Source organism: Novosphingobium mangrovi (assembly GCF_022818885.1).
Classification (GTDB): domain Bacteria; phylum Pseudomonadota; class Alphaproteobacteria; order Sphingomonadales; family Sphingomonadaceae; genus Novosphingobium; species Novosphingobium mangrovi.
The window spans coordinates 18,256-29,997 of the sequence record NZ_JALHAT010000044.1 but is presented as its reverse complement, the minus strand read 5'-3'; the positions used below and the strand labels follow the sequence as shown (position 1 = coordinate 29,997).

Annotated in this window: 10 protein-coding genes and 1 tRNA gene; 6 read left to right on the top strand and 5 right to left on the bottom strand. The window is 67.5% G+C overall.

The window, feature by feature from the left end; genetic code table 11:
- Together tig and MTR65_RS17840 are read right to left on the bottom strand one after the other, a co-directional pair.
- Positions 1–1,513: trigger factor (tig, locus tag MTR65_RS17845; protein ID WP_243802597.1), on the bottom strand; the 1,513-nt coding region annotated here is incomplete at its 3' end.
- 93 nt (positions 1,514–1,606) lie between these two features.
- Positions 1,607–1,691 (bottom strand) — tRNA-Leu (locus MTR65_RS17840).
- Positions 1,692–1,879: 188 nt separating this feature from the next.
- Between MTR65_RS17840 and MTR65_RS17835 the strand changes: the two genes are divergently transcribed.
- On the top strand, positions 1,880–2,038 hold the full coding sequence (locus MTR65_RS17835) for a hypothetical protein (RefSeq protein WP_199904381.1): 159 nt from the start codon (positions 1,880–1,882) through the stop codon (positions 2,036–2,038).
- 8 nt (positions 2,039–2,046) lie between these two features.
- Here MTR65_RS17835 and sppA read toward each other — a convergent pair whose 3' ends face one another.
- Positions 2,047–3,960, bottom strand: a complete 1,914-nt coding sequence (gene sppA / locus MTR65_RS17830; protein WP_243802595.1) for a signal peptide peptidase SppA — start codon at positions 3,958–3,960, stop codon at positions 2,047–2,049.
- A gap of 147 nt (positions 3,961–4,107) precedes the next feature.
- Between sppA and MTR65_RS17825 the strand changes: the two genes are divergently transcribed.
- Positions 4,108–5,088 carry an aspartate carbamoyltransferase catalytic subunit gene (locus MTR65_RS17825; protein ID WP_243802593.1) on the top strand — a complete coding sequence of 327 codons (981 nt, stop codon included), beginning with the start codon at positions 4,108–4,110 and terminating at the stop codon, positions 5,086–5,088.
- A complete protein-coding gene (locus tag MTR65_RS17820; protein ID WP_243802591.1) occupies positions 5,085–6,332 on the top strand; it encodes a dihydroorotase in 1,248 nt (415 codons plus the stop codon). Before MTR65_RS17825 ends, MTR65_RS17820 begins: the two co-directional genes overlap by 4 nt.
- Before the next feature lie 253 nt (positions 6,333–6,585).
- Here MTR65_RS17820 and MTR65_RS17815 read toward each other — a convergent pair whose 3' ends face one another.
- Positions 6,586–7,956: a tetratricopeptide repeat protein gene (locus MTR65_RS17815; RefSeq protein WP_243802589.1), complete on the bottom strand. Its 1,371-nt coding sequence runs from the start codon at positions 7,954–7,956 to the stop codon at positions 6,586–6,588.
- Between the two features lie 40 nt (positions 7,957–7,996).
- Positions 7,997–8,716 carry a ParA family protein gene (locus MTR65_RS17810; protein WP_039391344.1) on the bottom strand — a complete coding sequence of 240 codons (720 nt, stop codon included), beginning with the start codon at positions 8,714–8,716 and terminating at the stop codon, positions 7,997–7,999.
- Positions 8,717–9,053: 337 nt separating this feature from the next.
- Between MTR65_RS17810 and MTR65_RS17805 the strand changes: the two genes are divergently transcribed.
- From MTR65_RS17805 to MTR65_RS17795, 3 genes are all read left to right on the top strand, one after another.
- A complete protein-coding gene (locus tag MTR65_RS17805) occupies positions 9,054–10,187 on the top strand; it encodes an SPOR domain-containing protein (protein ID WP_243802586.1) in 1,134 nt (377 codons plus the stop codon).
- A gap of 46 nt (positions 10,188–10,233) precedes the next feature.
- A complete protein-coding gene (locus tag MTR65_RS17800) occupies positions 10,234–11,469 on the top strand; it encodes a DUF418 domain-containing protein (protein ID WP_243802584.1) in 1,236 nt (411 codons plus the stop codon).
- 68 nt (positions 11,470–11,537) lie between these two features.
- Positions 11,538–11,726: a (2Fe-2S)-binding protein gene (locus MTR65_RS17795; protein ID WP_039392418.1), complete on the top strand. Its 189-nt coding sequence runs from the start codon at positions 11,538–11,540 to the stop codon at positions 11,724–11,726.
- Positions 11,727–11,742 lie beyond the last annotated feature (16 nt).

Sequence of the window (11,742 nt, the reverse complement as noted above, 5' to 3'; positions counted from 1 at the left end):
TCTTGGCGGCGGGCTTGGCTTCGCCGTCCTCGGTCTTCTTGGCAGCGGCCTTCTTGGCCGGAGCCTTCTTGGCCGGGGCCTTCTTCTCGGCCGGCTCGTCACCGGCTTCGGCGTCGTCGGCCTTCTTGGCAGCGGCCTTCTTGGCCGGGGCCTTCTTGGCGGGCTTGGCTTCGGCCTTCTCGGCTTCGCCTTCCTCGGCCTCGATCGCGGCCTGGAGTTCCTCGCGGGTCACTTCACGCTCGGTCACTTCCGACTTCTCGATGAGGAAGTCGACGACCTTGTCCTCATAAAGCGGCGCGCGCAGCTGAGCGGCCATCATGGGGTCCTGCTGGACGTATTCCATGAAGCGCTGGCGGTCTTCGGGACGGTACTGCTGGGCAGCCTGCGAGACCAGCATCGACATTTCCTGCTGGCTCACTTCGACGCCGTTGGCCTGGCCGATTTCCGACAGGAGCAGACCAAGACGCACGCGGCGCTCGGCGATCTTGCGGTAATCGTCCTTCTCGTCCTCGATCTCCTTGAGCGCGGCTTCGGGATCTTCCTCGTTCGAGGCTTCCTGGACGAGCTGCTGCCAGATCTGGTTGAACTCGGCTTCGACCATCGAGGGCGGCACGTCGAAATCGTGACCGGCGGCAAGCTGGTCAAGCAGCTGGCGCTTCATCGCGGTACGGGTGAGACCCGCGGTCTCCTGCTCGAGCTGGCCCTTGATCAGGCCCTGGAGCTGCTCGAGGCTTTCGAGGCCGAGCTGCTTGGCGAACTCGTCGTCGACGGTGCTCTCGACCGGCGCCTTGATCTCGTGGGCGACGATGTCGAAGGTGGTTTCCTTGCCGGCGAGGTGCGCGGCCTGGTAATCCTCGGGGAAGGTCACGGTGATGACGCGCTCGTCACCGGCCTTGATGCCCACAAGCTGCTCTTCGAAGCCGGGGATCAGCATGCCCGAACCGATCGTGATCGGCTGCTTTTCGGCCGCGCCGCCCTCGAAGGGCTCGCCGTCGAGCTTGCCGGTGAAGTCGCAGATGACCTGGTCGCCGTCCTCGGCTTCACCTTCCTTGGTCTCGAAACGCTGCTGCTGGCTGGCGATCTTCTCGACCTGCTCGGTGACGGCGTCCTCGGCGACGGGGACGGTCAGCTTTTCAAGCTTGAGGCCTTCGATCGAGGGCGTGTCGATCTCGGGGAGGATTTCCAGCGCAACGCTCAGTTCCGCGTCCTTGCCCTGCTCGTAGCCTTCGCCGAGCGAGACGTCGGGGTTCATCGCGGGACGCAGCGCGTTGTCAGCAACCAGCTTGTCCATCGCTTCGCGGATGACGTTGTTGAGCATGTCCTGGTGGATCGCGTCGCCGTGCATCTTGCGCACGAGGTTGGCGGGAACCTTGCCGGGACGGAAACCGGGCATGCGGACCTGCGGGGCGATCTTCTTGATCTCGCCCTCGATGCGGTCGGTGATGGTGGTGGCCGGGATGGTCACCGTGTAGGCGCGCTTCAGGCCCTCGTTGGTGGTTTCGACGATCTGCATCTCAATGCCTTCCTGTGCAATCCGTGGAGCCGTGCACGGCCAAATGCCGGGCGCGACCGATTCGCATGCCACATCCGGCCATGCGCGACGGACTGGTGCGGGCGAAGGGACTCGAACCCCCACATCTTGCGATACCAGAACCTAAATCTGGCGCGTCTACCAGTTCCGCCACGCCCGCATTCGGATGAAGCCTAAAACTCAAGGGACGTGCCCTTATAAGGCCACGGGCAAAAGGGCAAGCTCCGCGAGTCGCATTGCCCGGAGCGCATGTCCCGAAACAGGGGGCCTTGCAGGCCAAATCCCCCCTCCCCACTTCGAGGAGACAAGCCTCGCCGTGTCTGGCGAGGCCAACGCGAGGAGGTCCCGATGGCAACCCGTCCCGACGATACGCCCGGCCAGACACCGCCCGAAACCCCGCCCGTGCCCAGCGACCCGGGCCCTGCGCCTGTACCCGACGAGGCCCCCTTCCCCGGGCCCGACACCGACGCCCCCGATACGGGGCCAGCGGAATTGCCGGGCCTTTAGAAGCCCGTTTACGACGCGGCCATGAGGAGGCTCAGCCAGCCGCGAAAGCCAGTTGACCGGGCCGACAGGGAGTGCCCGGGCGCGCCGGAAACCGGGGCTTCCACGGCCGTACAGGCAAGGCAGTAGGCCTGGATGCCGCTGGTCCCGGCCAGCGCCTCGAGTGCACGGCCCGCCTGCTCCAGACGCCGCGTATGGGCCCGCGCGGCCAGCGCGGCGTAGTCCGAGATGGCCGCCTCCTCGCCCGAAGGACGGGCAAGGACCTGCGCCAGAAGCGAATCGAAGGGATCGGCAGGCTCGGCGAGGTACTGCGCGTGCCAGGACTTGTTGCCCACGCCGCCCTTCTTCGCAGCATAGGCCAGCGCGGCATCGAGGCCGCCCATCTCGTCGACAAGACCGCGTTCCATCGCCTCGCGCCCCGACCAGACCCGGCCCTGCCCCACAGCGTCGACAGCTTGCGGCGACATGTCGCGCGCCTTGCCGGCAACGCTGAGGAACTTCGCATAGGTCGATTCGACCGAGCCTTGCAGAAGCGCGTCCACTTCAGGTGAGAACCCGCCCAGGATGTCCGGTTCACCCGACAACGGCGTGGTCTTCACCCCGTCCGATGTGATGCCCAGATCCGCCAGCGTCTTTTCAAAGCTGGTGACGACCGCGAAGACCCCGATCGAGCCTGTGAGCGTGTCGGGCTCGGCAAAGATCCTCTCGCCCGCTGTCGAGACCCAGTATCCCCCGCTCGCGGCCAGGTTGCCCATCGAGATGACCACCGGGATCTTCTTCTCGCGGTAGCGCAGGATGGCCCGGCGGATGCGCTCGGAGGCCATGGCCGAGCCCCCCGGGGAATCGACCCGCACCACCAGCGCCTTGAAACCCTTGTCGAGATTGTCATCGAGCAGGCGCGCAATGCGATCGCCCCCGGCGCTTCCTGGCCCCGCATCGCCATCGACGATGGTGCCTGCCACCGTGATGACGCCAATCGTCTCCCCCTTGGTGGGAGCGGGATTGGCGGTGAGCCAGGTCGCCAGCGCGGTGTGGCGATAGCGCGCCGAGTGATCGCTCTTGTCCTTGCCCTTCGCCTCGCCGACGATCTTCGCCACGCGCTGCTCGAACTCGGTCTTGTCCCCGATGCGGTCGACAAGCCCGGCCGCCTTCGAGGCGTCGGCCAGATCGCCCTTGCCCGCCGCAATCCAGGCCGCCGGGTCCTGCGTCATCTGCGCGACGCTCGCCTTGGGGCGCGCCTTGGCGAGGTCGGCCTTCCAGCCCTCCCACAGCGCAGCGTAGATGTCTTCGTAGTTGGCCTTAGCCGCGTCCGACATGTCCGCGCGAAGGTAGGGCTCCACCGCGCTCTTGTAGGTGCCCACCCGGTAGACGTGGGCCTTGACCCCGAAGCGGTCGAACAGGTTCTTGTAGAACAGGTGGTTGCCCCCCGGCCCCGACACGAAGGCCGCGCCCATCGGATCGACCCAGACCTCGCTGGCATGCGCGGCCAGCATCACCCCGTCATCGGCGTAGGCGTTGGCGAAGGTGAGCACCGGCTTCTTCGCCGCGCGCACCTTGTCGATGGCGGCGGCCACCGCGCGTTCGTGGACCTGCCCACCGCCCAGAAAGCGCGAGAGGTCAAGCACGACCGCAGTGATCCGTTCATCCTTCGCCGCGCTCTCCAGCGCGCGCACGACATCGCGCACCGGGTATTCGCCCACCGGCGCCTGCCGCGCGAGCAGCAATTGGAAGGGATCGGGTGTGCTCTTCTCCTCGACCAGGACGCCGTCGAGCTGGAGCAGCAGCGCGCCGCCCTCCACCTTTGCCGGGCTCGGACGCAGGCTCAGCGCGCCGAACAGCACCGTAAAAAAGCCGATCAGCAAAAGGAGGACGAGCGCGTCCTTGATGCCGACCAGCAGCTTCCACACCTTGGAGGCGAATTGCATTGGAACTCCCGGATAAAATCGGCCGAACCTAGCGCCCTGCCCGCAGCTGGGAAAGGGCCTCATCGCCCGGTGTCCGACACACACCGACCAGCGTCGTGCGAATGGGGCTTGAGTGGGACCGGGAGCGGGCCTAAGGCCCTGTCTTCGATGACAGCTCCAGAATATACCTATCCCGAAGGCCGCGCGGCGTTCCCGCACGACGGCCTTGTCGGTATCGCCGGCCTTGCGCCCCACGAGATCTGGTTTCTCCTCGACGAGGCGGAACAATGGGTCGACCTCAACCGGGGAGCGCAAAAGCGCCGCGACGTCCTGTCCGGGCTGACCATCATCAACGCCTTCTTCGAGAACTCGACGCGCACGCTGCTCAGCTTCGAGATCGCGGGCAAGCGCCTGGGCGCCGATGTCGTCAACATGGCGGTCGCCACCTCCAGTGTGAAGAAGGGCGAGACCCTCATCGACACGGCCATGACGCTCAACGCCATGCGCGCCGATGCCATCGTCATCCGCCACTCCAGTTCGGGCGCGGTGCAGCTCATCGCCGACAAGGTCGACTGCCCGGTCCTCAACGCGGGCGACGGGCAGCACGAGCACCCGACGCAGGCCCTGCTCGATGCGCTCACCATCCGCCACGCCAAGCGCGCCTTCAATGGCCTTCGCGTGACGATCTGCGGCGACATCCTGCACAGCCGCGTCGCGCGCTCGAACATCCTGTGCCTCACCTCGCTGGGCGCGGACGTACGCGTCTGCGCTCCGCCCGCGCTCATGCCCGCCGACATCGAGCGCATGAACGTCAAGGTCTTCCACGACTTCGACGCCGCGCTGGCAGGTTCCGACGTGGTCATGATGCTGCGCCTGCAGATGGAGCGCATGGAGGGCCAGTTCATCCCATCGCCACGCGAATACCGCCACCTCTACGGCCTCTCGCAGGAGCGCCTCAAGCTGGCCGAGCCCGACGCGCTGGTCATGCACCCCGGCCCCATGAACCGGGGCATCGAGATCGAAAGCAACGTTGCCGACATGATCGACCGCTCGCAGATCACCACCCAGGTCGAGATGGGCGTCGCCATGCGCATGGCCTGCCTCGAAGTGCTCACCCGCAAGGGCCGCAAGATGGAGGGGTGGGCATGAGCCAGCACGCACCGCTGACGATCCGCAACGGGCGCATCCTCCACGCCGACGGCACCATTGCCGAGGGCACCCTGCGCGCCGAGGGCGGCTTCATCACCGAAATGGGCCCACACGTCACCGCGCGCGAGGGCGACACCGTCCATGATGCGCGCGGGCGCCTCGTCACCCCCGGCCTTGTCGACCTCGGCGTCTTTGCCATCGACAAGCCCGCCTTCCACTTCGGCGGCATCACCCGCGCCGCGCTGATGCCCGACCAGCCGACCCCGCTCGACATTCCCTCGCGCGTGCGGTTTGCCGCGCTCTCGGGAAAGCCGGACTTCTGGGTCCATCCGCTGGGCGGCGCGACGCGTGAGCTCAAGGGCGAATCGCTCGCCGAGATCGCGCTCATGCGCGAGGCCGGTGCGAAAGCCGTCGCGACCGGACGCCGCTGGATCGGCGATTCGGGCACGATGCTGCGTCTCCTGCAGTACTGCTCAATGCTGGGCATGACCGTGATCGCTCACGCCGAGGACGCTGGCATCACCGGCAAGGCCGTGGCGACCGCGGGCGAGATCGCCACACGCCTGGGCCTGCCAAGCGCGCCGGCCGAAGCCGAAGCCATCGCCATCGCACGCGACGTCGCCCTTGCCGAGCTGGCAGGCGCGGCTATCCACTTCCGCAACGTGACCACGCGCGCCGGGCTCGACCTCGTGCGCGCGGCCAAGGCCCGCGGCCTCAAGGTGACCGCGGGGGTGTCGCCCGGCTACTTCATGCTCTCGGACCTTGCCGTTGCGCAGTTCCGCACGTTCGCCCACCTCTCACCGCCGCTGCGCTGCGAGGAGGACCGCAAGGCCGTGATCGCGGCCATCGGCGATGGCACCATCGATGTCATCGCCTCGGGCCACGACCCGCGCGGCTCGGAGGACAAGCGCCTGCCCTTCGCCGATTCCGCACCCGGTACCGCCGGAGCCGAAACGCTGCTTCCGCTCACCATGAACCTGGTGCGCGACGGCGTGATCGACATGGCCCGCGCCTTCGATCTCCTCGCCGCGACCCCGGCAAGGCTGCTGGGCGTACCTGCGGGACGCCTCGAAGTGGGCGCCGAGGCCGACATCGCGGTGATCGATCCTGATCGCCCCTGGATTGTCGATTCGGACAAGATGGCCGCGACCGCGGGCAACACCCCCTTCGACAAGCAGCCCGTGCAGGGCCGCGTGCTGGCGCTGTTCAAGGGCGGCATGACGCTCAAGACCAAGGCGGCCTGAGCCCCCCTCTTCACGTGGCCGAACAGGCACGAAAACAGAAAGATAGATCCGAGGGCCATCGCCCTCGGGCTCCCCGAACTACCTGCCTCACCTTCCGCGCGCCAGGATGGCCCAGAAAGGTGAGGTCGCCGATTCCGGGGTCAAGGGGCGATGGCCCCTTGAAATTTCGGCCCGCTTCGCCGCCCCAAAAAAGAGGCCACCGTCCCCGGGGGGACGATGGCCTTCAGGTTCACATGGAACTGGTTGAAACGGGTCAGCGGCGCGCGTGGCGCACAGCGCTTGAATTGCGAGCAAGGAGCGCGCCGGGCAGCGGACGCGTCTCGGCGTAGGCGAAGCAGCCACCGCCGCGGTTCTTCACCGCCGCGCACATCGACTTCGCGGCGCGGCCATCGAAGCCTTCGGCGGCCACGCGGAAATATCGGCGCCCGGCGACTTCGGCCTCGGTAATGCGCATGGTGTGGTTCTTGAGACGCGGATCGCGCGCCACGAAGATGCCCCAGGCGCGCTCGGCGCCTTCCATCGTGCGGAACGAGCCAAGCTGAACGAGATGCGTGCCGTCGTCCGCCGCCTTTTCGGCCGACGCGGTACGGACCGGGGACGCGGCCTTCGCCGGAGCCTTGGCCAGAGCCGAACGGCCCATGCGCACTTCGGGAAGGCGCTGGACCACAGGTGTCGAGACGAAGCGGACCGATCCGGCGGTCTCGGGCGCGACGGCGAGGACCGCCTCCGGCTTGGGCGCCGGAATGGATTCGATTTCGGCCTTGGCCGGGGTACGCGAGGTCGGAGCCATCGTCGCGGCGGCTGCGAGAGCCGGAAGCTCGGCCTGTGCCGTGACCGGGGCATCCTGCATTGCCAGCGACTGCGGCACGGCATCAGCCTTGGCGAGAGCCGCGCCGTCGGATCGACCGTTGAGAGCGAGCGCCACAGGCTGGCCGGGATCGCGCACGTCGAGCGGCGTCCCCAGCAGCCCTGCGATCCGCAGGCCGCTGTCGGCATCGCGCGCGCTGCGGGCCCATTCGCCCAGTCGCGCATCGAGCTGGTCGCCCGGAACGTCCTGCGAGGCGATGATGCGGGCCTGCGCCCACTGGCCGCTCAGGGCATAGGAATAGGCAAGGTTCTGGCGCGACTTGGGGGTGTTCTCCCCGCCGCGCACGACATCGGTGAGGATGGCAACGCCCTGGCTCGGACGCCCTGCCAGCGCGACGGCCAGACCAAGATCGCTGGCCGGGATGCGGTCACGCCACTGCGCCAGAACGCGCAAAGCGTCGGCGTTGTGCCCCGCGCCAATGCTGGAAAGAACGAGGCCAAGCGCGGTGCGCGGGTCCTCATCACCCAGCGCGAGCGCGTCCCGGAAGGTCGTCTCGGCCGACTGGAAGCGCCCGGCGGCCAGATAGGTGTGCGCAAGGTCGCTGCGGCGCGAGGCCGATTCGAACGAGCGTGCCACCCGCTTCTCGGCCTTGAGAATGTCCTTGGAGACCTCTGCGGCGTAAGCCTCGCTCGACACGGTTTCCGCCTCGCTGCGCGCAAGCGCGGCGTGGCTGACGAAGCCGCCCAGCAAGGACGCGGCAAGCGCGGAACAGACGGCAAGTCCAGCCTGGCGCGGGGTAAGGTTCACTCGGGACATCCGGCAGCTCCTCGTCGATAGGTCGCGGGTGCGGGCGCTCTTACGAGCCCGCGACGCGGCGACCGAAGCCACCGACCGGACGGGCCATGCCCTGCGCCGGAGCGCTCTGGCCGGGCGCGGCGAAGACGGTGCGGCGGAAGTTCTTTTCCAGGCGGTCGGCGATGTAGTTCCACAGCGCGCCCACTTCCTGCGAGGAGCGTCCGTTGGGATCCACTTCCATGACCGTGCGCCCGTCGATCATCGAGGCCGCGAAGTCGGTGCGCTGGTGCAGCGTGACCGGGGCCACTGTGCCGTGCTGCGAAAGCGCGACCGCGGCTTCGGCGGTGATGCGCGCCTTGGGGGTCGCCGCGTTGACCACGAACATCAGCGGCTTGCCCGCGCGTTCGCACAGATCCACTGTTGCACCCACGGCGCGCAGGTCGTGCGGGCTCGGGCGGGTCGGGACGACAATCAGCTCGGCCACCGAGATGACGCTCTGGATCGCCATGGTGATGGCCGGCGGGGTGTCGATCACCGCGAGCTTGAAACCCTGCTGGCGAAGCACCTGAAGGTCGTTGGCAAGGCGCGCGACGGTGGTCTGCGCAAAAGCGGGCAGTTCGGCCTCGCGCTCGTTCCACCAGTCGGCCAGCGAGCCCTGCGGGTCGATGTCGATAAGAACGACCGGTCCTGCGCCGGCACGCTGCGCCTGAACGGCAAGGTGACCGGACAGAGTCGTCTTGCCCGATCCGCCCTTCTGTGAAGCCAGTGCCAGTACTCGCAAAGTCGGTCCCCCACGAAAACCCCAAAGCGGGGTCTGAAGAATGTCGGGAACTGGAATCGCAGACCGTTCCTAATTTACCGTTAATCAGCGTAAATTTTGCACACCCGACCTGTGCAGCCGGGCATTTTCGCGGCTTTTGCCGGGGACTTTTTCCCTAACCCGACCTTTACCGGGCCCCTGCAGATTACTGGCAAGCACCTGCGACTCCGCAGGCGAGGACAAAAGTCGCGCGCCCTCCTATGCTTGCGCCATGAGATTCGCGAAGGGACCTGCCTTGATCCACCGTCGCCGCCCCACCTTGCCGCTTCGTCGTGCGCTCGCGGGAGGATTCGCCGCATTGGCGTTGCTCACCGCGAGCCCGGACGCAAACGCGGCGCCGGATACAGGCGATGCGGCCCGCGCAGACGTCAAGGCGGGCGTCGATGCCTGGTCGGCCGGAAACTACGCCGAGGCCGTCGCCTTGTGGCAGCCCCTTGCCGCGAAGGACGATCCCGACGCATTGTTCAACCTCGCCCAGGCCTACAAGCTGGGACGCGGCGTCCCCGAGGACCTTGACCAGGCGCGCCGTCTCTATGGCCGTGCCGCCGCGCTCGGCCACGTCCAGGCCGCCGACACTTACGGCCTGCTGCTTTTCCAGGAAGGCGAACGCGAGGCGGCCCTGCCCTACATCAAGGCTTCCGCGAAGCGCGGCGATCCGCGTGCGCAGTACGTCCTTGGCATTGCCCACTTCAACGGCGACTTCGTGCCCAAGGACTGGGTCGAGGCCTATGCCCTGCTGACACTGGCCCGCCAGGACGGGCTCCCCCAGGCCAGCAAGGCCCTCGCGCAGATGGACGGCTACATTCCGCTCGAACAGCGCCAGCAAGGCATCGCGCGCGCGGGCCAGCTCGCGCAGGAAAGCCGGGCCGAGCGCACGCGACAGGCCGCCACGATCGAACTTGCAGGCCCTTCGCAGGAGACCGCTCCCGGAGCGAGAACCGCCGCACGCGGAGCCGATCCCCTCGCCCAAGCCGCAACACGCGCCCGCGGCGCAAGCGCTGCCGAAGCGGGCGCCGATTACGCGCGCCCGGCCGCCAGAAGCACGACCCCGGCACCTGCAACCAACGCATGGCCAGCCCCCAGCGTCGCGTTCGGATCAGGCAGCTCCGCTTCCGCACCTATCGCCAAGGCACCTCCGGCCACGCGCCGACCGGCCAACGGGGCCACGCCGCCTGCCGAAGAACCAGCCGCACCGCACGTGACCGGTCCCTGGGAGCTGCAACTTGGCGCCTTCGGGGTCGAGGGCAATGCCCAGAAGCTGTGGAGCAAGGTCCGCACCCGCCCCGAGATCCAGGGTACCGCCCGGCGCACCGAACCAGCCGGACGTCTGACCGTACTCTTCGCCAGTGGCTATCCCTCGCGCAGCGCGGCAAGCTCGGCCTGCGCGAAACTGAAAGCGGGCGGGTACGACTGCCTCGTGACCCGGAACTGACCCCATCGCGGACACCGCCCGCCCCAGCACCTCCTCACCCGAGGAGGTGACCGCCCAAGCGCGGCTCCTCTCGCTCGACCTGCTGCGCGGCGTCGCGGTGCTGGGCATCCTTACCATCAACATCACCGGCTTTGCAGGCCCTCTTGCGGGCACGATCAGCCCGGCGCTGACCCGCTCCCATACCCTCGTCACCTCTTCCTGGGACAACGCCGCCTTCGCGGTCTCGCTCGTCCTGTTCGAGGGCAAGATGCGCGCGCTCTTCTCGCTGCTTTTCGGCGCAGGCGTGATGCTGTTCTGGCAGAGCGCAGAGCGACGCGGGGCGGACGGCGATGTCCTTCAGGTGCGACGCCTCGCCTGGCTGCTGGGCTTCGGCTTCCTCCACTATGTCCTCTTGTGGTGGGGCGATATCCTCTTCGTCTACGCGCTGTGTGGCCTCGCCGCCCTGATGCTGCGCCCCCTGCCCCCGCACACCCTGGTAATCGTGGCGCTCGCGCTCTTCTATGGATGGCACCTGTGGGGCCTGTTCGAGCTGGCCCCGATCGTGCGGGCCGAGACGGCCCTTCGCGAGGGCCACGCCAGCACAGCGCAGGCCAAAAGCGTCGCCGCCTGGTTCGAGGCGGTGCGCGCCGGGATCACCGAGGATCTCACCGAGGCGCGTTACACCTACCTCGAGCTTGCCTTGACCAAACTGCGCGAGCGCCCGTTCTGGCAGGTCAGCATGACCTGGAACATCTTTTCCGAGACGCTCCCGCTCATGCTGCTGGGCATGGTGCTGGTGCGCAGCGGCTTCTTCGATCCGGCAAAGGCGGTCAAACTGCGGTTCTACGCAGGCCTTGCCTGCGGCCTGAGCGGCCTCGCCTTCAGCGCCACGTTCACGGCCTGGGCCCTTTCCCATGACTTCCCGCCGGTCGCGATGGAGGCAGCCCTCTCCTGGGGCCTCGCGCTCCCCCACCTCCTCACCGCGATGGGCTACGCATCGCTTCTGGTCCATGCCACGCCCCGCCTTGCGCCCACCCGCCTGGGGCAACGCCTGATCGCGACGGGGCGCATGGCCTTCAGCAACTATATCGCCACCAGCCTCGTCATGACCGCGATCTTCTACGGGTGGGGGCTAGGCCTCTTTGCGCATTTCGGACCCGCCGCGCAGGTGCCCTTCGTGCTCCTGGGCTGGGCGCTCATGCTGGGGGTGAGCGCACCGTTTCTCACGGGATTCCGGCGCGGTCCGCTGGAGTGGCTGTGGCGTTCGCTCGTCGAAAAACGCTGGCTCCATAACGGCTTCTAAGAATCGTTAGCAATACTATTGCGATCCATTCTCACATGCGTATAGTGGTCCTCAACGAGGATTCGCTCATGTACGTATGTATCTGTAATGCCATCCGCGAGAAGGACCTGCGCTGCGCCGCCCGGCGTATGAACGGCGATGCCGAAGCCGTCTACGCCGCCATGGGCCGCAAACCCCAATGCGGACAATGCCTCGACGAGGCCGAAGAGATCATCGCCGAGGAAGTGGAAGCCGCCAGCTACCCCGCGGCGGCCTGAAGTCTCTCCTATTCGG